The 21,029-nt window shown below is 52.2% G+C and carries 20 protein-coding genes; 8 read left to right on the forward strand and 12 right to left on the reverse strand.

What is annotated here, in order from left to right:
• Positions 1–28: 28 nt before the first annotated feature.
• From exaC to KNP74_RS10060, 3 genes are all read left to right on the forward strand, one after another.
• A complete protein-coding gene (gene exaC / locus KNP74_RS10050) occupies positions 29–1,549 on the forward strand; it encodes an acetaldehyde dehydrogenase ExaC (RefSeq protein ID WP_214764185.1) in 1,521 nt (506 codons plus the stop codon).
• A gap of 1 nt (position 1,550) precedes the next feature.
• The gene (locus tag KNP74_RS10055; protein WP_214764187.1) at positions 1,551–1,934 is read left to right on the forward strand and encodes a DUF779 domain-containing protein; all 384 of its coding nucleotides are present in this window, start codon (positions 1,551–1,553) and stop codon (positions 1,932–1,934) included.
• Between the two features lie 126 nt (positions 1,935–2,060).
• The gene (locus KNP74_RS10060; RefSeq protein ID WP_214764188.1) at positions 2,061–2,792 is read left to right on the forward strand and encodes a nuclease-related domain-containing protein; all 732 of its coding nucleotides are present in this window, start codon (positions 2,061–2,063) and stop codon (positions 2,790–2,792) included.
• A 50-nt stretch (positions 2,793–2,842) separates the two neighbouring features.
• Here the strand turns inward: KNP74_RS10060 and KNP74_RS10065 are convergent, their stop codons facing one another.
• The 12 genes from KNP74_RS10065 to recX all read right to left on the reverse strand — a co-directional run bounded on the left by KNP74_RS10065 (position 2,843) and on the right by recX (position 15,784).
• Entirely contained in the window at positions 2,843–3,913 is a 1,071-nt protein-coding gene (locus KNP74_RS10065) for an ABC transporter substrate-binding protein (protein ID WP_214764189.1), read from the reverse strand.
• Positions 3,910–4,710 (reverse strand): ABC transporter permease, encoded by an 801-nt coding sequence (locus tag KNP74_RS10070; RefSeq protein ID WP_034780992.1) that lies wholly within the window; start codon positions 4,708–4,710, stop codon positions 3,910–3,912. Before KNP74_RS10070 ends, KNP74_RS10065 begins: the two co-directional genes overlap by 4 nt.
• The gene (locus KNP74_RS10075; RefSeq protein WP_034780994.1) at positions 4,707–5,528 is read right to left on the reverse strand and encodes an ABC transporter permease; all 822 of its coding nucleotides are present in this window, start codon (positions 5,526–5,528) and stop codon (positions 4,707–4,709) included. Before KNP74_RS10075 ends, KNP74_RS10070 begins: the two co-directional genes overlap by 4 nt.
• Complete coding sequence (locus KNP74_RS10080) at positions 5,515–6,621, reverse strand: ABC transporter ATP-binding protein (protein ID WP_214764190.1); 1,107 nt, start codon at positions 6,619–6,621, stop codon at positions 5,515–5,517. The genes KNP74_RS10075 and KNP74_RS10080 overlap by 14 nt, the downstream gene beginning before the upstream one ends.
• Positions 6,622–6,634: 13 nt before the next feature.
• Entirely contained in the window at positions 6,635–7,174 is a 540-nt protein-coding gene (locus tag KNP74_RS10085; protein WP_214764191.1) for a helix-turn-helix domain-containing protein, read from the reverse strand.
• Between the two features lie 164 nt (positions 7,175–7,338).
• On the reverse strand, positions 7,339–7,608 hold the full coding sequence (locus KNP74_RS10090) for a YfhJ family protein (RefSeq protein ID WP_021067754.1): 270 nt from the start codon (positions 7,606–7,608) through the stop codon (positions 7,339–7,341).
• Positions 7,605–7,919, reverse strand: a complete 315-nt coding sequence (locus KNP74_RS10095; protein WP_214764192.1) for a YfhH family protein — start codon at positions 7,917–7,919, stop codon at positions 7,605–7,607. Before KNP74_RS10095 ends, KNP74_RS10090 begins: the two co-directional genes overlap by 4 nt.
• A 68-nt stretch (positions 7,920–7,987) precedes the next feature.
• Complete coding sequence (locus tag KNP74_RS10100; RefSeq protein WP_214764194.1) at positions 7,988–9,166, reverse strand: RtcB family protein; 1,179 nt, start codon at positions 9,164–9,166, stop codon at positions 7,988–7,990.
• 9 nt (positions 9,167–9,175) lie between these two features.
• The gene (locus tag KNP74_RS10105; RefSeq protein WP_214764195.1) at positions 9,176–11,221 is read right to left on the reverse strand and encodes an ABC transporter ATP-binding protein; all 2,046 of its coding nucleotides are present in this window, start codon (positions 11,219–11,221) and stop codon (positions 9,176–9,178) included.
• Between the two features lie 22 nt (positions 11,222–11,243).
• A complete protein-coding gene (locus KNP74_RS10110) occupies positions 11,244–12,968 on the reverse strand; it encodes an ABC transporter ATP-binding protein (protein WP_214764196.1) in 1,725 nt (574 codons plus the stop codon).
• 316 nt (positions 12,969–13,284) lie between these two features.
• A complete protein-coding gene (locus tag KNP74_RS10115; protein ID WP_214764197.1) occupies positions 13,285–14,922 on the reverse strand; it encodes an L-lactate permease in 1,638 nt (545 codons plus the stop codon).
• Between the two features lie 49 nt (positions 14,923–14,971).
• The gene (gene recX / locus KNP74_RS10120; protein WP_214764198.1) at positions 14,972–15,784 is read right to left on the reverse strand and encodes a recombination regulator RecX; all 813 of its coding nucleotides are present in this window, start codon (positions 15,782–15,784) and stop codon (positions 14,972–14,974) included.
• Positions 15,785–15,942: 158 nt separating this feature from the next.
• On the opposite strand from recX, the gene KNP74_RS10125 reads away from it, so the two are divergent.
• The 5 genes from KNP74_RS10125 to KNP74_RS10145 all read left to right on the forward strand — a co-directional run bounded on the left by KNP74_RS10125 (position 15,943) and on the right by KNP74_RS10145 (position 21,025).
• Positions 15,943–16,851, forward strand: coding sequence for a TIGR01777 family oxidoreductase (locus KNP74_RS10125; protein WP_034781005.1), 909 nt, complete (start codon positions 15,943–15,945; stop codon positions 16,849–16,851).
• A gap of 13 nt (positions 16,852–16,864) precedes the next feature.
• Positions 16,865–18,016 (forward strand): amidohydrolase, encoded by a 1,152-nt coding sequence (locus KNP74_RS10130; protein ID WP_214764199.1) that lies wholly within the window; start codon positions 16,865–16,867, stop codon positions 18,014–18,016.
• A gap of 201 nt (positions 18,017–18,217) precedes the next feature.
• Positions 18,218–18,784, forward strand: a complete 567-nt coding sequence (locus KNP74_RS10135; protein ID WP_021067763.1) for a GNAT family N-acetyltransferase — start codon at positions 18,218–18,220, stop codon at positions 18,782–18,784.
• A gap of 169 nt (positions 18,785–18,953) precedes the next feature.
• The gene (locus KNP74_RS10140) at positions 18,954–19,643 is read left to right on the forward strand and encodes a response regulator transcription factor (RefSeq protein ID WP_021067764.1); all 690 of its coding nucleotides are present in this window, start codon (positions 18,954–18,956) and stop codon (positions 19,641–19,643) included.
• Complete coding sequence (locus KNP74_RS10145; protein WP_034781011.1) at positions 19,640–21,025, forward strand: sensor histidine kinase; 1,386 nt, start codon at positions 19,640–19,642, stop codon at positions 21,023–21,025. Before KNP74_RS10140 ends, KNP74_RS10145 begins: the two co-directional genes overlap by 4 nt.
• Positions 21,026–21,029 lie beyond the last annotated feature (4 nt).

Consider the following 21,029-nt stretch of genomic DNA (forward strand, 5'->3'; position numbering starts at 1 on the left):
ATACTTTACGGAAAAGGGAGGAACGACCATGATTTATGAAGTCCCAAACTCGACAGGCACGAAAGTTCACTTTAAAGACCGCTATGAGAACTACATCAATGGAAAGTGGACCGCGCCTGCAGGGGGAGAATATTTTGAGAACACCTCTCCGGTAAATGGTAAAGTTTTATGCGAAGTCGCCCGCTCGACGAAAGAAGATGTTGAACTCTCCTTGGATTCGGCCCATGCCGCCAAAGACGCCTGGGGCAAAACGTCGGTCACCGAACGTTCTGTCATTTTAAATAAGATCGCCGATCGTATGGAAGCGAACCTTGAGATGCTCGCCTACGCTGAGACGTGGGAGAACGGGAAAGCCGTCCGCGAGACGCTCAACGCCGACCTCCCGCTCGCCATCGATCACTTCCGCTATTTTGCGGGCGTCATCCGGTCACAGGAAGGCGGTATCAGTGAACTCGACAACGACACGGTCGCTTATCATTTCAATGAACCGCTCGGTGTCGTCGCCCAAATCATCCCATGGAACTTCCCGATTTTGATGGCGGTTTGGAAAGTCGCGCCGGCCCTTGCTGCTGGAAACTGTATCGTGTTGAAACCAGCTGAACAGACGCCTGCATCCATCATGGTGCTCATGGAATTGATTGAAGACTTGCTCCCGCCAGGCGTGTTGAATATCGTCAACGGGTTCGGACTCGAGGCCGGCAAACCGCTCGCGTCGAGCGACCGCGTCGATAAGGTCGCGTTCACGGGTGAGACGACGACAGGTCGACTCATCATGCAGTATGCCTCACAAAACATCATCCCGGTCACGCTCGAACTCGGCGGCAAATCGCCGAACATCTTCTTTGCCGACATCATGGACGCCGATGATGATTTCTTTGACAAGTCGATCGAAGGACTCGTCATGTTCGCCTTGAACCAAGGCGAGGTATGCACGTGCCCATCACGCGCGCTCATCCACGAGTCGATTTATGAGCCATTCATGGAACGCGTCCTCGAACGGGTCAAAGCGATCAAACTCGGAAATCCGCTCGACCCTGACGTCATGATGGGTGCCCAAGCCTCAAATGAGCAGATGGAAAAAATCTTGTCGTATTTGGAGATTGGAAAGTCGGAAGGCGCGGAATGCCTCATCGGCGGTGAGCGCAACATGATGGACGGCGAACTCGCTGACGGTTATTATGTGCAGCCGACCATCTTCAAAGGCCATAACAAGATGCGTATCTTCCAAGAAGAGATTTTCGGACCGGTCTTGTCGGTGACGACGTTCAAGGACGATGCCGAGGCGCTCGCCATCGCGAATGACACGTTATATGGACTCGGCGCCGGCGTTTGGACCCGTGACATGAATCGGGCTTACCGGTTCGGTCGCGAGATTCAAGCGGGTCGCGTCTGGATTAACTGCTATCACCAATATCCGGCCCATGCCGCGTTCGGTGGATACAAAATGTCTGGGATTGGCCGCGAGAACCATAAGATGATGCTCAACCATTATCAACGGACAAAAAACATGCTCGTCAGCTATAGCGAACAAAAACTCGGGTTCTTCTGAGATGGTGAACCGCGTCGAGGCCACCCCCGCCACGCTCGCGCTCCTCGAACAGCTGAAACGAAAACATGGACCGCTCTTGTTTCACCAGTCGGGCGGTTGTTGTGACGGGAGCTCCCCGATGTGTTTCCCGCAAGACGAGTTCATGATCGGGGATCATGACGTCCTGCTCGGCGAAATCGGCGGTTGTCCATTTTATATGCACGAGAAGCAATACGATTATTGGAAACACACCCAGCTCATCATCGACGTCGTCGAGGGCCGGGGCGGCATGTTCTCGGTCGAGGGCGTCGAAGGAAAACGGTTTTTAAGCCGTTCCCGCGTGTTCACGGACGAAGAAAGGGCCAAATTGCAACAATCATTATTGTCTTTGGACCAGTCATCTTAACAGATGACTGGCTTTTTCATCTTTCACTTTCATTTTTCAATTTCTAATTTCCAATTCCATCCAAACTTGACTCTATCGTTTCTCTTTATCTTGTATAGTGAATCTAGACAAGAAGGGAGCATCAGGATGAGCCAATTATTGAATGAAGTACTTGGAAGTCTATTCGTCGCATTACTCAGTTTTGCCGTCCCACTGTTTTTGATTTGCGGAACAATCGTTTACACGAAGGTAAAACGATATAAACAAAGCCAATATTATGTACAGACCGGACATCGTTACACGAAAGTCCTGCAAGATACCGGATTATATGGGGAGTATCGTTGCGTCGCTGAAATCGAAGCGCGCCGGCTTGCCCCACTCATTTTGACAAATTTGTATTTGCCTCATCCGACAAAACGAGATCGGACGACTGAAATCGATGTTCTGTTTATCGATGAGAGCGGCGTGCACGTCATCGAGTCGAAAAATTATAGCGGTTGGATCTTCGGTCGGGAGCAAGAACAGCAATGGACACAAACTTTATCCAATCGAAAGAAGTTCAAATTCTATAATCCGGTTAAACAAAACGAGCTCCATATGCGGGCGATCGAACAACTGCTCGGTCTCGACCGCAGTTGTTTGCACTCGTGGATCGTCTTCAGTGACCGTTCCACATTGAAACGAGTGGAGTCGTCGAGCGTTCCGGTGTTGAATCGAAAAGCATGGGCCAAACAAATGACGGACTCCGTTGAGTCTCGATTGTCGGCGGCCGAACGAATCAACTTATACGAACAACTTCGTCCCTATATGCACGTTAGCGATGAAGTCAAGGCAGCACACATCGATGCCATTCAACAGACAAAATCCCCCATCGGCTAATATTCCCGCCCCATCCAAAAAAGTCCCGCTCACGGTGAGCGGGACTCCTTTTATTTACTTTGCATTTTAAAGCGCAAGTAGAGTTCGTTGTAGTACGCGTTCATGCGTTTGCCTAAATTCTCATACACTTCGAGCTCATCTGTCACGTCTTTTGACGGATAAAAACGTTCGTCTGACGTCACTTCTTCATCTAAGAATTCAAGTGCCGCTTCGTTCGGTGTCGAATAGCCGACATAGTCGGTATTGCGGGCCGCGATTTCCGCGTCAAGCATGAAGTCGATGAACTGGTGCGCGCCTTCGACGTTTTTCGATGTGTTCGGGATGACGAGGTTGTCGAACCAGAGATTCGTCCCTTCTTCCGGGATCACGTACGTCAACTCTTCGTTCTCGTACATGATTTCGGAGGCGTCACCTGACCAGACGACGGCCGCGGCCGCTTCGCGATTGGCCATGAGCATCTTGATTTCATCGCCGACGATCGCTTTGATGTTCGGCCAGAGCGTCTCGAGCTTTTTCTCCGCCTCGAGCAACTCGTCTTTGTCCGTCGTGTTGAGCGAGTAACCGAGCGAGTTCAGACCGAAGCCCATCACCTCACGAGTCCCGTCTGCGAGCAAGATGTCATTCTCGAGCGGCATGTCCCATAGGTCGTTCCATGACGTAATCTCACCGTCGACGAGCTCAGGGTTGTACACGATACCGACCGTTCCCCAGAAGTAAGGGACCGAGTACGTGTTACCCGGATCGAACGACTTGTCGAGGAAACGTGGGTCAATGTTATCGAAGTTCTCGAGCTTGTCATAATCGATCGGCAAGAGCAGGTCCTCTTCGATCATTTTACTGATGGCGTAATCCGACGGGACCGCAATGTCGAACGCCGTACCGCCTTGCTCGATTTTCGTGAGCATCGCCTCGTTCGAGTCGAACGTCTGATAGATGACTTTCAAGCCCGTCTCTTCCTCGAACTCTCCAATCAAGTCTTCATCGATATAATCGCCCCAGTTGTAGACGACGAGCGTGTTATCGCCGCCGAACCCTTGCGCCATATTGATTTGATACACCCAGAGCAAGAGGCCGAAACTGACGACGACCGGTACCGTCAACATGATGACCAATTTTTTCATCGTCTTACCTCCTTCGCTTTACCACCGCGTTGGGCAAGTACATAATACCCAAGGACGAGAATGAGTGTGAACAAGAACAAGATGGCTGACAAGGCGTTAATTTCGAGCGAGATACCTTGGCGAGCCCGTGAGTAGACTTCGACGGCAAGTGTCGTAAAGCCGTTGCCGGTCACGAAGAACGTGACGGCAAAGTCATCGAGCGAATACGTGAGCGCCGTGAAGAACCCGGCGAAGATGCCCGGTGTGATATACGGCAAGATGACTTTCGTCAACACGTCCCACGTGCTCGCGCCGAGGTCACGCGACGCATCGATGAGCGTCGGGCTCATCTCTTGCAGCTTCGGCAAGACCAAGATGACGACAATCGGTACCGAGAAGGCGATGTGCGCCAATAGCACCGAGTAAAAGCCGAGCTGAATCCCGAGCATCGTGAACAGGATGAGGAACGAGGCCCCGATGATGACGTCCGGGCTGACGATCAACACGTTGTTGAGTGATAAGAGCGACGTCTTCGTGAAGCGTTGTCGCGCCGTATAGATAGCGAGCGCCCCGATGACGCCGAGCACGGTCGAGATCGTCGCCGACAGCAGAGCGATGACGATCGTGTTCAAGACGATGACGAGCAGGCGTGTGTCGGTAAAGAGCGACTTGTACCAGTCGAGCGTGAAGCCTTCAAAGTTACTCATCGTCCCGCCACTGTTGAACGAGTAGACGACCAAGTAGATGATTGGTGCGTAGAGGATGAAGAACACCGCCATCAAATAGAGGTTGGCTAATTTAAATTTTTTCGGTTTCATCGACGCACCGCTCCTTTCGCGCCCCAGTCACGCGTGATGACCATGACGAGGACCATCGCCAAAATCAAGAACACGGCAATCGTCGAGCCCATGCCCCAGTTTTGCGTGACGAGGAATTGTTGTTCAATCGCCGTCCCGAGCGTGATGACTCGGTTTCCGGCGATGAGTCGGGTGATCATGAACAGTGACAATGCCGGGATAAAGACGATTTGAATCCCTGACTTCACGCCGTCGAGCGTGAGCGGGAAGATGACCCGGCGGAATGTCGTCCAGTTCGAGGCCCCGAGGTCACGCGACGCATAGACGAGCGACGGCGGGAGCTTTTCAATGGCGTTATAAATCGGCAAGATCATGAATGGGATGAAGATGTACACCGACACGAACACGAAACTAAAATCCGTGAACAAAATCTGCTGTGTCCCGATGCCAATCGCCTCTAAAAATTGGTTCGTGATGCCATACGTCCCGAAGATGCCGAGGAATGCATAGGCTTTAAGCAATAAGTTTATCCATGATGGCAAAATGATGAGCAAAAGCCAAAGTTGCTTATGCTTTGTCTTCGTCAATAAATAGGCGGTCGGATACCCGATCAACAGCGAGAAGAACGTGATCAAGAACGCATACCAGAAGGAAGACAACGTCATCGTCAAATACGTCGACGTGAAGAACATCTGATAGTTCTCTAAACTCAAGTTCCCTTCGATATCAAAAAACGAGTAGTAGACGACGAGCAGGAGCGGCGCGATGACGAACAGCGCGATCCATAACCAATAGGTCGTCAAATAGACCGTCTTCGCGGTTTGACTAGTTTGATTCATGAGCGACCTCCTCATAGGACTCGAGACGACGGTCGAACTCTTCCTCCGTCTCCCCTAAGCGCATGACGTGAATCGCCTCGTCATCGAACGTGAGGCCGATTTTTGAGCCGACGACCGATTTTTTCGTTGAATGGACGAGCCATTCGTTCCCTTCTTGGTCATAGCAGCAAATCTCATAGTGGACGCCGCGGAACAGTTGCGAATCGACGTCGACGACGAGTTTCGCCGAGTCGACCGACGTCATCTCCAAATCTTCCGGACGGATGATGACTTCGACTTTTTCATTGCGATCAAACCCTTGGTCGACACAATCGAACGTCTTCCCGGCGAACGTGACAATGTTATCTTCTGGCATGACGCCCGGTACGATATTCGACTCTCCGATAAAATCAGCGACGAAACGGTTGATCGGCTCGTCGTAAATGTCGGTCGGTGTCCCGCTTTGGACGATCTTTCCGTTATTCATGACGAAAATCTCATCCGACATGGCGAGCGCTTCTTCTTGGTCGTGCGTGACAAAGATGAACGTGATGCCGAGACGCTGTTGCAATTCACGAAGCTCATATTGCATCTCGGTCCGGAGCTTCAAATCGAGCGCCGAGAGCGGCTCATCGAGCAAGATGACTTCCGGTTCGTTGACGATGGCACGGGCGATGGCGACACGCTGTCGTTGCCCGCCTGACATCTCATCGATTTCACGTGACTCGTACCCTTTCAAGTTAACGAATTTGAGCGCCTGTTCGACTTTCGTCTTCACGTCCGCTTCTTTCATCTTTTTGATGCGCAGACCGAATGCGACATTCTCGAACACGTTCAAGTGCGGGAAGAGCGCATAGTCTTGAAACACAGTGTTCACTTGACGTTTGTTCGCTGGGACGTCGTTAATGCGCTTCCCGTTGAACTGGATATCGCCTTCTGTCGCATCCGTGAAACCTGCGATCAGACGCAAAATCGTCGTCTTCCCACAGCCAGACGGTCCGAGCAACGTGTAGAACTTCCCTTTCTCAATCTCGAAGCTGATGTTTTCTAAGACGACGGTGTCATCGTAACGCTTCGACACATTGTCAAAGCGAATAATCGTTTCTGGGTTCATTTCAGTTCCTCCCTTATAAATATGAATGGGTCGCGACGATTAAACATTCACTCTCGCCGTCATAGTCGTTGACGAGTTGATGCGAATCGGAGGCGACATAATATAACGTTTCTCCGGCTTTTGCGAAGTATGTGTGGTGGCCGAGCTTGAGAGCGACCCGCCCTGACAGGACGTAGACGAACGTCTCCGAACGGGAAGGCTCGTAACGCTTGAATTCCCCATGTTTGGAGAACGTCAGCAAAATCGGTTCCATCTCTTTTTCGTTCGATTCCGGGATGAGCCATTCGGTCCGGTATTTCCGTTCCTCATCGGCATACACGGTCCGGTCGTCTGCGGTATAGCTCACTTTTTGAAACATCTCTTCATCGAAGAACTCTTTCGGTGAGCAACCGAGCACTTCCAACAAATCGAATAGCGTCTCAAGCGAAGGTGAACTCAAATCACGCTCGATTTGAGAGATATAGCCTTTACTCAAATCTGTGCGCTCGGCCAACTCTTCTTGCGTCAACCCTTTCTTGACGCGGAGCCGCTTGATCTTTTGACCGACTTCCAAGTCACAATCCCTCCTTTCGGCTTTGAATCAAGTTTAGTGAAAGATGATTCCAACTAAAGAAAGTTTATAAATACTTAACTACAAAGCGAACTAATAGCGACCTTTATTATAACGGATTATGTGCGGTTTGCAAGTAAAAAAACCACGCCGATTGCGGCGTGATTTTAATGGATGTCGCGCTTTGACATCAAGTGTTTGAACTTCTCATTTTTCGTTTGGAACAAATGGAGCTGGGGCCCGTACGCATCGATTTGTTGCACGACGTATTGGAACGATTTTGCTTCCCCAGGATACGGTTCGCCAGCACGGGCGAGCGTCGTCTCAAAATCCTCCCACAGCACTTCGACCCACGTCAACGCCTCGAGCTCGCTCAAGACATCGTTCTTCTGTTTCAAGATTTCGGCCAAGCGCTCGTATTGTTCGGTCCGGTTCATACTTTCACCTCCGACAGCTCCGAGAGCGGAATCGCATGTTCAGCCGTCTCCCCTTCGAACGTCCCCCAGCCCATGACGCCGTTCACAAATTTCAATCGGAACGGACGGTCATTATAGTTGACGATGTACGTCGTCCCCGGCTTGAACGATTTCGGGTCAATCAAATAACTCTCGGCAATCGCGATGCGTCGCAAGACGACCTCGATTTCACTGACCATGCCCATCTGTTCGGCTTTCCGCTTCCGTTCATGGAGCGCTCGAATCTCTTGTTCGAGCTCGTATTTCGATAAATCACTCAATCGTTTTTCCATTTCGCTCACCTCTCTTGTAGCGTATCAGATTTTTCGCGGAAAAGAAAAAGGCGAAACTGAAACGATGTTCAGTTCGCCTTGAAGTTGTAGAGCGGTTTGATGACTTGATTGATGGTGACAGCCGGCTCGATATAACGGACGATTTCCTTCATCGACTTATAGACGAACGGTGACTCGTCAATCGTCGATGGTCGGACCGAAGTTGACCAGACATCCGCCATCGACTTTTTAAATTCGTTGAAGTCGACGCGTTTTCGCGCGGCCGAGCGCGACATGACGCGACCCGCACCGTGTGGTCCCGAGAAGTTCCAGTCCGGGTTCCCCTTGCCGGTACAGATGAGCGAGCCGTCGCGCATGTTCATCGGAATGATGACCCGCTCGCCGTCCCGCGCCGAGATCGCCCCTTTCCGAAGCATCATCGCGTCGTGGTCGATGTAGTTGTGGACCGTATCGAATTGATCGACCACGTTCCAGTTCATCGCCTCGACGATGACGTCGGTCATGGCAAGGCGGTTGGCGGCCGCATATTGCTGTGCGATGCGCACGTCGTGCATGTAGTCTTCCATCGCTTCCCCTTCGACGTAGGCGAGGTCGCGGAAACGTTTCCGTGCCTCGCGCTCCGTCTCGAGATAGGCCGAGATGTCTTGCTGCCGCCCCGTTGCCTTCATCCGTTCAATCTCGTCTTGAATGTCGACGGTCTTCATCATGTGCTCGACCGCCAACTGTTGATAATGGTCAGCGATTTGGACACCGAGGTGGCGTGAGCCGGAGTGGATGACAAGAAACGTGCGTCCGGCTTCGTCCCGATTCACTTCGATGAAATGATTGCCCGAACCGAGCGTGCCGACCGAGCGGAGGGCCCGGTCGAGCTTATACGGCGCCCGCACATCCTCGAGCGGGAGCTCAGACGCGTAAGAGTGTGCTGTATCCCGGATGTTCATCCCGCTCGGTACAAATTGGCGGATGACGTCGTCGAGCCGTTGAAAGTCGATGCGCTTTACCTTGATTTCCGTACAGAGCATGCCACACCCAAGGTCGACGCCGACGAGGTTCGGCACGACCTTGTCGTGAATCGTCATCGTCGTCCCGACGACCGATCCTTTGCCGGCATGCATGTCCGGCATGATTCGAATCGAGGCGCCTCGCGTGAACGGTTGATCGACAAGTGTTTGGATTTGGGCCCGCGTCGTATCGTCAATCCGTTCATTGAACACTTTGGCCCGGTTATGCTTTCCGATAATCTCCATAAGACCTCCTCAACTGATGGCTTGTTGTTTACTTTGCAACTCATGCATCCGGGCGTAGACCCCGCCATCAGCGATGAGTGATTGATGGTTGCCTCGCTCGATGATGTGACCGTGATCGAGGACGAGGATTTGGTCCGCTTCCCGTATCGTCGAGAGACGGTGCGCGATGACGAACGTCGTCCGCCCGTATGTGAGCGTCTTGAGCGCGTCTTGGATGAGCGCTTCTGTCTCCGAATCGACACTTGCCGTCGCCTCATCTAAGACAAGGATGGCTGGGTCGAAGACGAGGGCACGGGCGAAACTGATCAACTGGCGCTCTCCGCTCGAGAGCGAGGCGCCGCGTTCGATGACCGGCTCGTCTATTCCATGTGGCAACTGTTTGACGAATCGATCGGCTCCGACCGCCGTCAACGCTTGCCAAATCCGCTCGTCCGAGATCGTCTCGTCACCGAGCGTCACGTTCGTCCGAATCGAACCCGTGAACAAGAACGGGTCTTGGAGCACGATACCGAGATGGGCGCGTACGGCTTGCGTCGGCAGTTTCGTCACGTCCATGCCATCAATGTTGAGCGTTCCTTCTGACGGGTCATAAAAACGCATGAGCAGGTTCATGATCGAACTCTTGCCGCTGCCCGTATGACCGACGAGCGCCACCGTCTCACCCGGTGCCGCATGGATGTCGATGTGTTGAAGCACCGGTTTCCCGGCCTCATAGCTGAACGACACGTCCTCGAAGGCGACCTCGCCTTTAAAGCGTGCAATCCGTTCCGTGGACACGTCTTCCCCTTTCTCGTCGAGCAACTGGAACATCCGGTCTGCCGAGACGAGCGCTTGTTGGAGCGGGGACAGTTGGTTCATGATTTGTGTGACCGGCTCAAAGATCCGTGACACGTAATCGATATAGGCGTATAAAATCCCGAGCGTGAGCACGCTGCCCGTTCCAAGCGTCTGCGCACCGACGACCCAGATGAGTAAGGCGAGCGCCATGTTGCGGAAGAAGTTGACCAAGTTGTGCGACATGAGCGCATCCAGTTTGAGCAGTTTCCGTCTCGTTTGGAAGTTGTCGCTGTTTTTCTCGTTGAACTCGTCATAGACGAGATTTTCTTTGACGTACGACTGAATGATCGGCATCGTCTGGATGCTCTCATTCAATTGGGCGTTCATATCCGCGACGAGGGCACGGACACGGAAGTTGTTTCGGGTCGACAGGCGTTGGAACAGCTTAATCCAGACGATGACGACCGGGATGATGATGAGCGAGACGAGACCGAGGCGCACGTCCAAGAAGAACATGGCGATCAGGACACCAATCATCATGACGACGCTTTGGAAGACGCGTGCGAGCACGCCCAAATATAGGTCGCGAATCGTCTCAGTGTCATTCGTGACGCGGCTGACGATTTTCCCGATCGGTGTCTGGTCAAAGTAGCGGACCGGAATCGTCTGCAAATGTCGTATGACGTCGAGTCGCATCGTCTTGACAATCTTATGGGCCGATCGCTGGAGGAGCATCTGTTGCCCCCAGTTCAAACCGGCCGCGATAAGAAGCAAGACGACGTACAAGGCAGATAACATAAGCACGGCCTGAAGATCCGTCTCATAAAATTGAAACACATCGGTCGAGGAGAGCGGCACGATATTGTCGTACGTCGCTGATTCCTCGCTCCGTGTGATGGTGAGGACGCCGTCTTCGACTTCACGTACCCCACCACTCATGACAGCGTCTGGGACGAGATAGTATCCGTCCGTCGTCTGAACGATCGAGACAGGTCGGACGACGGTCTCTCCGTCGAGCCGTGTCTCTTTTTCATAGGAGTTGCCGTCAAAGTCGACACTCCCGCCTGACTCGACTTGAACCCAATCGCGCTCGATGGCGACGATATGGTCGTCGATGATAATTTTGGCGATATACGGTCCGGCTAGTTCGGCCCCGACCGCTAAAAATAGTAAGGTCAAACCGAGGAAAATCGAGTGTCTCACTTGTTTGGCATAGCCGACGAGTGAACGGATCGTTTTTTTCCTGCGGACTGGATCTAATTCGTATTGATCGATCATGAGAGATTCCCCCTTTCCCGGATTACTCCGACTCTCCTTGTCGAACGTATTGTTCATAATACCAACCGCGTCGTTCCATCAGTTGGTCATGTGTGCCCCGCTCTGTGACGCGACCGTCTTGCAACACAAGAATCTGGTCGGCATGGGCGACAGCGGACAGGCGGTGCGCGACGATGAACGTCGTCTGTTCGGCCCGGCTCGTCCGGACCGAATCGATGATGCGTGCTTCCGTCTTGGCGTCGACCGCTGAAAGCGAATCGTCGAGCAAGAGGATCTCTGGGTCTTTCAAGAGAGCGCGGGCAATCGAGAGCCGTTGTTTCTGGCCACCCGAGAGCATGACCCCTTGTTCCCCGACGACCGTGTCGAGACCGTTCTCTAAATGCTCGATATCGGTATCGAACGCCGCAAGTCGAATCGCCGTCTCGAGGTCTTGTGCTGTCGCATCGTTTGAGCCGAACAAGATATTGTCACGGACCGTTTTCGAGAACAGCAAATGTTCTTGCGAGACGTAACCGCTCCAACCGCGCACGGTATCGAGTTTGATGTCGTGAATCGGGACCCCGTTGACGAGTAGCGAGTCATCGATCGGATACTCGCGGAGCATTTGACGCAATAGCGTCGTCTTCCCGGCCCCGGTCGGTCCGACGATGCCGATCGTCTCGCCACGCGACACGTGCAAGACGATGTCTTCAAGCGAGGCTCGGGTCGATCCTGGATATTGGAACGATAGTGATTTGAACGTGATTTTCTCCGGGACGCCGACTTCGACCGTGCCGGTCGAGACGACGTCCGGTGTCTCGTTCATCGTCGCCTCGATTCGTTCAAGGCTGGCCGTCCCCCGTTGCACGACGTTGATCAGTTCCCCGAACGCGTACATCGGCCAAATGAGCATCCCGAGATAGATGTTGAACGAGACGAGCTGTCCGAGTGTGATGTCGTTCGTGAACACGAGATACGTTCCGAACGACAAACCGATCAAATAGCTCAAGCCGACGAGCAGTTTAATGACCGGTTCGAACAAGACGTCGATTTTCGCGACGTGCATGTTTTTCGCCATCACGTCGTCGGTGATCGTGTCGAATTTCTTCGTGTCCGCCTCTTCTTGGACGAACGAACGGACGACCCGAAGGCCTGAAATCGATTCGACGACTTGGTCGTTCATCACGCCGAACGCGTCCTGTGCCGCTGTGAAGCGAGCATGGATTTGGCGACCAAGCTTATTCATCGACCAGGCGAGGAGCGGCATCGGCAGGAGTGCCGCAAGCGTCAACTTCCAATCGATGAACACTCCCATAATCGTGAGGGCGATAAGCGTCATATTGAACGAATCGACGAGCGTCATGACGCCGAATCCGGCCGTCCGTTCCACCGCCTTCAAATCGTTCGTCGCGAGTGCCATCAAATCCCCGGTGCGGTGCTGTTGATAAAAGCGCGGTGTCTGCCGGAGCAGATGCCTGAAGAAACGGGCTCGCAATTTTTTCTCGAGCAGGAACGCCGTCCCAAACAGACGGGCGATCCATACATACGAAAGGACGTATGATAAAACCATGATACTGAGCAATGACCCGACGATGAGGACGAGTCGCTCTGTCGTCAAGCTGCCTTCGCGGATTGCATCAATCGCTTGCCCGATAATCCACGGCGGGAGCATATCGACGATCCCGGTGATAACCAACAAGATGATGGCGACGATATACGTCCGCTTCTGTCTTTTAATAAACCAATCTAGTTGTTTAATCAGTTTCATGACTGATTCCCCCTTCCGTCCTTTCCGCGCACGCAAAAAAAGCGCACGTCACCTGATTGTGCAACCAATCGGATGAAGTACGCTTCTGAGTCTTCAGTCTTTTGCATGGTCAGGGAAAGGACACTACCCCTATCCAGCTGCAAAATTACGCAGTCAAATACGAGTAGCCATATGATGTTGTGTGTGTGCATTGTAGTGTTGGGATGTACTTCATCATGCTGGCTCCTCTCTGTTCATAGTTTGAAAATCTACTAAAACCTTAGCAGACTGTTCAGAAAATTGTCAATATTATTGTCGTAAATAATTTGTAACTTTTTTACAAGAAGAAGGTGGCGAGCATCAAGCCAACAAGACCTGTCGCCGTCACGTAGTAAATCATCGGCATGAGCGTATAGCGAATGATCGTTCCTTCTTTCCCAAGAAGACCTGCGACCGAGGCGACCGCGACGACGTTCAAGACACAAATCATGTTACCGGCGTTGGCTCCTGCCATCTGCATCGATAACGCGAGCGTCTCGTTCAAACCAACGGATTCGGCAACATTCGTCGTCAAACTTGAGAACATCATGTTTGAGAACGTGGCCGATCCGGAAACGAAGGCGCCGAGCGCCCCAATCCATGGTGCGACGAGCGGCCAGACACCGCCGAACGTATCGGCTGCAGCCGTGGCGAGTTCGACCGGCATCGAAGCCAGCCCAGCTCCACCATTTTCTGAGTGAATGAAGATTCGAACCATCGGCACTGACGCAGCGAGCGTGATGGCCGTCCCGACGACACCGAGCGTCGTCGCTTTAAAGACCGAAGTCACTTGTGACCAACTCATGTTGTGGAGGAAGAATGTCGCAATCATCGTCAAGATGAACATGAACCCTGGCGAATAGAACGGTTCCCACGACGTCGAGATTCCTTCGACCCCGATGATGTTTGGCAAGTCAATGCGGACACTGCGTGCCAATTCATTCAAGAATGGCACGGTCCGTGTCAACACGAGGAAAATCGTCAAAATCAAATATGGCGCCCACGCCTTCCACTGCGGAAGTTCACGTTTGCCTTTACCGACAGACGGCTTCTCAAGCGGCTGCTCGATCTCATCGGCATAACCGTCGAACGTCCACACCCGTTTTGGCATGAGGATCCCTTTGCGTGCCATTGTGACGAGGATGACGAGACCCGTCAACCCGCCGAGCATGCCCCCGAATTCAAATCCGAGGATGAGTGTCCAAATGTAGGCCGGGATACTGTAAACGAGTGCTGCGATAATGGCAATCGGGAACACTTCGAGCGCCGGCTTGATTGACTTCTCTTTGCTAAAGAATCGGGTCAGCATCAAAATCAAGATAAACGGAATCAACAAACCGACGAACATGTCGATGAGTACCGTCTGTAAGACGACGCTTGTCAAAAACTCGATCGTTTCCGGTTGATTGACGTCAAGCGACAGCCCGTTCCCAATTCCGATTAAAGCTGGTGTGCCGACCGCACCAAACGTGACCGCCGAGACGTCGGCCGATAAAGCGATGACGACCGCTGCAATCGGCGGGAAGCCGAGGGCGATCAACAGTGGCGCCGCAACCGTAGCTGGTGTCCCGAAGCCCGAAGCACCTTCGATGAATGAGACGAACAACCAGCCGACGATGAGCACTTGAATCCGGGGGTCCGGTGTGATGTTAACGAATCCAGAGCGAATCGCGTTCATACCGCCGCCCTCTTTCATCGTATTCATCATCCCAATCGCACCGTACACAATCCAGACCGTCGTGACGGCGATCACGAGTCCTTGTAACGTCGCCGCCATAATCCGTGTCGCATCGAGTTGCCAGACGAAGAACGCCAGTCCTGCCGTCAATACGAGCGAGAGCGGCATCGCGACCGACGCCGGTAAACGCATAATGACCAATAATACGAGCACTGCCACAATCGGCATGAGTGCTGTAATCCATTCAAAAATCGTCAATGTAGACCCACCTTTTCAGATTTTTCCCCTACCGTAAATGAATCTCCCGTTATGACTCTTGTTCAGCGAGTCGATCTAAAGCCCGATCAATCACCTCATATGGAAAACCTTTGCGTCGAAGCTGCATCTTCATCCGCTGTTTCCGCTCATATGGGGCATATCCACTGAACTTCCGATTTAATTTTTCCGCCTGTGTCAAACAAGCCGAAAGTTCAACGTCCTCATCCTCGTTCTCCCAAAACGTGAGAATCGCCTCTGAAATGATATCAAACGTAAATCCCCTTTGCATTAGGGTTTGTTGAATTCTTTGTTGCACTTCTGTGGCAGAACGGCGATTTGTTTCCATTTGTTTCCGATTTACGAATTTTCCGGCCTTTTCAAGCTGGTCTTCGTGTGAAATTGCGCCGATGACTTCTTCAATGATGTCAGCGTCGATTCGGAGCTGGGTGAGTTCTCGTTTGATTTTGATCGGTCCGCTCGGACTCGTATTGAACTTCGTCTGGGTGTAGGCTTTGGCAAATTCAGCATCGTTCAAGTAGCGCTGTTCGATTAATCGCTCGATGACGCGCTTGATGGCTGCCTCATCTATCTCTTTCTTCACGAGGTAGTCACGCACCTCTGAAACGGCACGCATCCGGTACGATAAATAATTGACGGCCGCTTTATATGCTTTTTGTTCTTCTTCGGCTTGAAGGACGTCACGGACGAAGTCGTCTCCGAGCTCCATCCCTTTCGTCAATTCATATTTGATGAAGACGTCGAGGTCGATGGCGAACGCAAACTCCTCACGCCCGTCCTTCTCGACGTACACGTTGAGCCGGTCTTTATTTTTCTTCTGGGTCGTAAACTTGGCAATTTTCACGAAATCCCTCCATTTCCTGCTTCTAACATATCACGTTCCCCTTTCTAGCAGGATTTTTGATAAGTTAGAAGAAAGGGTATTCACAATACGAACGGTCCGCTTTCTTTATGGAACCCATACCCGTTTTGAAATCGCTTCAATATACTGGAGGGAGACTTATGAAAATTGCAATCACCGGCGGAACCGGACTAATCGGTCGCCCGCTCGTCCGCGCGCTCGCCGAGGCCGGACATCAAGTCGTCGTATTGACGCGCCGCCCGCGCCCGCGACAAGGAGGGATCTCGTTCGTTGAATGGTTGACGCCTGACAGCCATCCTGAGTCCGAGTTGCAAGACGTCGACGCCTTCATCCATTTGGCTGGCGCCTCCATCAACGATGGACGCTGGACACATAAACAGAAACAAGCCATTCTTCAAAGCCGAATCGACGGGACGAAAGAAGTCGTCCGCATCATTAAAAATATGAAACGCAAGCCGAGCGTCGTCATCAGCGGGTCCGCCATCGGGATATACGGTGAAGATCGATCCATCACGTATTCGGAAGCGACACCGCTCCCCGACCGGACCAACTTTTTAGGCAACGTCTGCGTGTTGTGGGAGAAAGAGGCTGCCCCGATCAAAGACATGGGAATTCGCCTCGTCACGATGCGGACCGGTGTCGTCTTATCGAATGACGGCGGTGCCTTCCCGCTCATGAAACTGCCGTACACGCTCGGTGTCGGAGGACGGCTCGGCTCAGGACAGCAATGGGTACCGTGGATTCATTTGGACGACCTCGTTCGCCTGTTTGTCCATATCATCGAGACGACTTCCATCGAAGGCCCCGTCAACGGCACGGCACCGACGCCCGTCACGATGAATGAGTTTGGAAAAACGCTCGGACGCGTGATGCATCGCCCGCATTGGGCACCTGCCCCAGCACCGCTCCTCAAGCTCGCGCTCGGAGAGAAGAGTGTCATCGTCCTTGAAGGGGCGAAAGTCGTCCCGACGAAAGCACTCAATCACGGTTTCCGCTTCCGTTACGAAACGTTAGAACCCGCTTTGAAACAACTACTTCATTTGATTTGAAAGGAGCTAGCACGTGAGTAATTTGTTAATTCGTAACGCCCACATTTATCCAATCACTGCCCCACATTTTTACGGAGATTTGCGCGTCAAGGACGGCAAAATCATTGAAATGGCAGACTTGCTGGACCCGCTCGACGGAGAAACGGTCATCGAAGCCGAAGGCAACTTCTTGTTCCCAGGGTTTATCGATGCCCATACCCACCTCGGACTGTATGACGAAGGGACAGGTTCAGTCGGAAACGATGCAAACGAGACCGTCGAGGCGATGACGCCGCACGCTCGGGCCATCGACGGCGTCTATCCGCTCGATGAAGGGTTTCAAGAGGCGCTCATGGCCGGAGTCACTGCCGTTCAAGTCATGCCTGGCAGTATGAACGTCATCGGCGGGGTGACGAGTGTCATTAAAACGCACGGCCGCTTCATCGAGGACATGGTACTTCGGCGTTATGCCGGTCTCAAACTCGCCCTCGGGGAGAACCCGAAGCGTGTCCACAGTATGGGGAGATCCGGCGAGTTGACCCGCATGGGGATCATGGGGTTGTTGCGTGAAGCGTTCCGGACCGTCGACTCGACGAAGACGATCGGCACGTTTGGCAGCCAGATGATTCAACTCGCCCTTGACCGCAAGATGCCAATCCGGGTCCACGCCCACCGCGCCGACGATATTTTATCGGTCGTCCGCTTCGCGCAAGAGTTCGACCTCGATTATCGGATCGAGCACTGTACGGAAGGACATCTCGTCGCTGAAAAGTTACGCGAACTCGGTGTCAAACATGTCACCGTCGGTCCGACGTTCACACGTAAATCGAAAATTGAGCTCCAGAACAAAACATGGGAGACGTACCGAATTTTACATGAACACGAAATGATCGTCTCGATCACGACGGACCATCCTTATACGCCCGTTCAATATTTAAATCTTTGCGCCGGTCTTGCTGCCCGCGAAGGACTTCCGGTCGACGTCGCACTCCGCGCCATCACGATTCATCCGGCCGAATCGCTTGGAGTAGACGACCGCATCGGCTCGCTCGAAATCGGCAAAGATGCCGACCTTGTCCTTTGGAGTCACTTCCCGCTCGACTACATGTCAAAGCCGATTATGACCATCGTCGATGGCCACATCGTTTACTCGACGAACCGATCGAAAACACATCATGAGATGTGAGTGAGGCCAGTCGTGAAAGCGCTCTTATTATTTTTTTGTGAAGTTGCATTTTATTTACTTGCTTTTTCAAAAAAACTATATAAAATAATCTTGTAACTTCATAAAAGGGAGCAGCCAAGGCAAGTTCGAACAACGAAGCCAGAAGTATGCTTTCGTTACAACTATTCTTCAGCGGTCTGAAATAGGAGGAGGAATGTAAAGGTGCTCAAATTTCGTGAGCTTACCGACTGCGCGGAGTTGTTCGAACTGATGCAACACCCAGATGTCTTTCCGTATGTCCGTCAAAAGACGGTCCACTTTGACGAGTTTTTATTTAGCACGAAGCAAATCATCGAGCTAGAAGAGCAAGGAAACATCATCTCACGTACCATCACGAACGAGTTTGGTACCCCGATTGGGACAATCAGCTTGTTCGACGTGGAATCGGGCTATGGATTCCTCGGGACGTGGCTTGGCAAACCGTATCACGGCAAAGGTTACAATCAAGTCGCGAAAGAAGCGTTCTTCTCTGAACTTTTCTTCGAGCTTGACATAGAAAGTGTATTTTTAAAAATCCGTCAATCGAATGAGCGTTCGATCGCGGCGGCTGAGAAACTACCGTACGCTTTCTGCGCTAACGAGATCCGGTCTGAACTATTGACTGAAATCAACCAAGGGGACGTCGAATATGTCTTGTATGAAGTGTCGAAGTCGAGTTTCCAACTCTACTTGCACTCACTCCATGCGCCTGAATTCGACCATACCTATGAAGCACAGCTCGAAGCGTAAGCCAATTCTGACAAAGAATTGGCTTTTTTGTGGCGTTTTTGTGTGGATTTCATGAGGACAACTTTACGGCAATGAATATTTCTGTTCTAATTCGGAGAGATAGGTATGATAGAGGTATGAGGGAATTATCACACAGCCTCGTTAACCGTTTTGTAAAGGAGAATGCCCAATGTCAGAACCAACGTTTCGCATCTTAGTGACCGATGATGAAGAACAAATGCGGGATTTACTCGTTTCGAACTTAGAGAAGGAAGGATATGAGACCGTCACAGCCACGAACGGCCTCGAGGCAATCGACTTATTGAAAGAACAGTCGTTCCACCTCGTCCTGCTCGACGTGATGATGCCTGAACTCGACGGCCTCACGGCGTGCATGCGCATCCGCGAGTTCTCGAACGTCCCGATTATCATGCTCACGGCCCGGTCAGAAGAACTCGATCGCATCCATGGCTTGAAGATCGGCGCGGATGACTATATCACGAAGCCGTTCAGTCCGCGCGAGCTGCTTGCCCGCATCGAAGCAACGCTTCGTCGGACGCATAACTTCTCGAAAGAACAAGAAGCGACGTTCGATACCGGAGTCTTGTCCATCGATATCGATGGCCGTGCGGTCAGCGTGAAAGGCAAAACGGTCAACTTGACCCGCAAAGAGTTCGATTTGCTCTACTTGTTCATCACGAATGAAGAGAAAGTATTCTCACGTGAACAGTTGCTCGATCAAATTTGGGGCACCGAGTACCACGGTAACCTTCGGACGGTCGACACGCATATCAAGACGCTTCGCCTCAAGCTCGGTGAAGCAGGTGGCTACATTCAAACCGTCTGGGGGATCGGCTACAAGTTCGAGGCGACCGTATGAAGCAATACACGATCCGGAAGCGGATTTGGATCACCATCTGGACCGCTAGCCTCTTCTCCGCGTTCGTGTTCATCATCATGACGTTTTACTTATACGACAAGTTCTATATTCAGACGCAGGAAGAACTGCTCATCAACCGCGGAGAGAAGCTCGTCACCATCTACAAGGCGGACGGCTTCTCTGACGCGTTTTCGGACAGTATGACGTACACGAACGAACTGACCGAGACGAAAGTGTTCCTCTCGTCGGTCAGGGAAGACAGTCTCGGCTCAGGCAAGACGTTTTTACGGGAACAAGACCTCGCCAAACTGCAAGACGGCTACGCGATCTCCGTCACCCGTAAACATCCGACCGAGGATGTGGATATCCTGATGTCCGCCTTCCCGCTCATCCGGGACGGCGAGCTCGATAATGCGCTCATCCTATATATGGAGTTAAGTAAAATCAGTGAGCCGTTCCAACCGATTCGGCTTATGATCACGTTCTTGCTCATCTTGATGATCGTGAACTTGCTCATCTTCGGGACGCAAATTATCGATACGATCATTCAGCCACTCATACAAATGAAACGAGCCTCGCAAGTATATGCCAAAGGCGACTTCTCGCACCGTATCCCGATTTATTACGATGACGAGATTGGCGAGCTCGCCGAGACGCTGAACCGGATGGCCGAGTCACTCGGTCTCGTCGAAGAGCAACGGAAAGAATTTTTGGCGAACGTCAGTCATGAATTGCGGACACCGTTGTCATATATTCGGGGCTATACGGAAATGCTCCAAGACCCGTCGCTCGACGAGAAAACGAAAAACCAATATTACGAAATCATCGAGAATGAGACGGAGCGCTTGCAACGGCTCGTCAACGACTTGCTCGACTTGGCCCAACTCGAACGCGACTCATATCCGATGACGAAAGAACCGGTCGTCTATTCGCAAGTGCTCGAAGATGTGCTGTACCGTTTCGAGCCGATTGCCGGGGCGAAAGGCGTCACGATTGAGACGGACCTCGATTTCGACTTGATCATTCTTGGGGACCACGACCGCCTCGAGCAAGTCGTTGGAAACTTGCTCGACAACGCTCTTCGCTACACCGAAGCCGGGAAATCGATCCATGTGAAGACATATGCGACCGCCGACAATGCCGTCACCGAGATTCGGGACGAAGGTCGGGGTATCCCGAAAGAGGATCTCGATCAATTGACGAAGCGATTTTACCGTGTCAATAAGTCACGCACACGCGAAGATGGCGGGACCGGGCTCGGCCTCGCCATCGCCAAACACATCATGGAACGCCATGGCGGCTCAATGCACTTCACTTCAGAAGTTGGCAACGGAACGACCGTCACGCTCACATTGCCGCTCTTGCCGGACGAAGACATATAAAAAA

This window comes from Exiguobacterium sp. s141, from assembly GCF_018618085.1.
GTDB classification, from domain to species: Bacteria; Bacillota; Bacilli; order Exiguobacteriales; family Exiguobacteriaceae; genus Exiguobacterium; species Exiguobacterium mexicanum_A.

Excerpts from the sequence above, each read along its gene's own strand:
- exaC (WP_214764185.1), top strand. The coding sequence starts at position 29 with ATGATTTATGAAGTCCCAAACTCGACAGGCACGAAAGTTCACTTTAAA.
- KNP74_RS10055 (WP_214764187.1), top strand. The coding sequence starts at position 1,551 with ATGGTGAACCGCGTCGAGGCCACCCCCGCCACGCTCGCGCTCCTCGAA.
- KNP74_RS10060 (WP_214764188.1), top strand. The coding sequence starts at position 2,061 with ATGAGCCAATTATTGAATGAAGTACTTGGAAGTCTATTCGTCGCATTA.
- KNP74_RS10065 (WP_214764189.1), bottom strand. The coding sequence starts at position 3,913 with ATGAAAAAATTGGTCATCATGTTGACGGTACCGGTCGTCGTCAGTTTC.
- KNP74_RS10070 (WP_034780992.1), bottom strand. The coding sequence starts at position 4,710 with ATGAAACCGAAAAAATTTAAATTAGCCAACCTCTATTTGATGGCGGTG.
- KNP74_RS10075 (WP_034780994.1), bottom strand. The coding sequence starts at position 5,528 with ATGAATCAAACTAGTCAAACCGCGAAGACGGTCTATTTGACGACCTAT.
- KNP74_RS10080 (WP_214764190.1), bottom strand. The coding sequence starts at position 6,621 with ATGAACCCAGAAACGATTATTCGCTTTGACAATGTGTCGAAGCGTTAC.
- KNP74_RS10090 (WP_021067754.1), bottom strand. The coding sequence starts at position 7,608 with ATGAACCGGACCGAACAATACGAGCGCTTGGCCGAAATCTTGAAACAG.
- KNP74_RS10095 (WP_214764192.1), bottom strand. The coding sequence starts at position 7,919 with ATGGAAAAACGATTGAGTGATTTATCGAAATACGAGCTCGAACAAGAG.
- KNP74_RS10100 (WP_214764194.1), bottom strand. The coding sequence starts at position 9,166 with ATGGAGATTATCGGAAAGCATAACCGGGCCAAAGTGTTCAATGAACGG.
- KNP74_RS10105 (WP_214764195.1), bottom strand. The coding sequence starts at position 11,221 with ATGATCGATCAATACGAATTAGATCCAGTCCGCAGGAAAAAAACGATC.
- KNP74_RS10110 (WP_214764196.1), bottom strand. The coding sequence starts at position 12,968 with ATGAAACTGATTAAACAACTAGATTGGTTTATTAAAAGACAGAAGCGG.
- KNP74_RS10125 (WP_034781005.1), top strand. The coding sequence starts at position 15,943 with ATGAAAATTGCAATCACCGGCGGAACCGGACTAATCGGTCGCCCGCTC.
- KNP74_RS10140 (WP_021067764.1), top strand. The coding sequence starts at position 18,954 with ATGTCAGAACCAACGTTTCGCATCTTAGTGACCGATGATGAAGAACAA.
- KNP74_RS10145 (WP_034781011.1), top strand. The coding sequence starts at position 19,640 with ATGAAGCAATACACGATCCGGAAGCGGATTTGGATCACCATCTGGACC.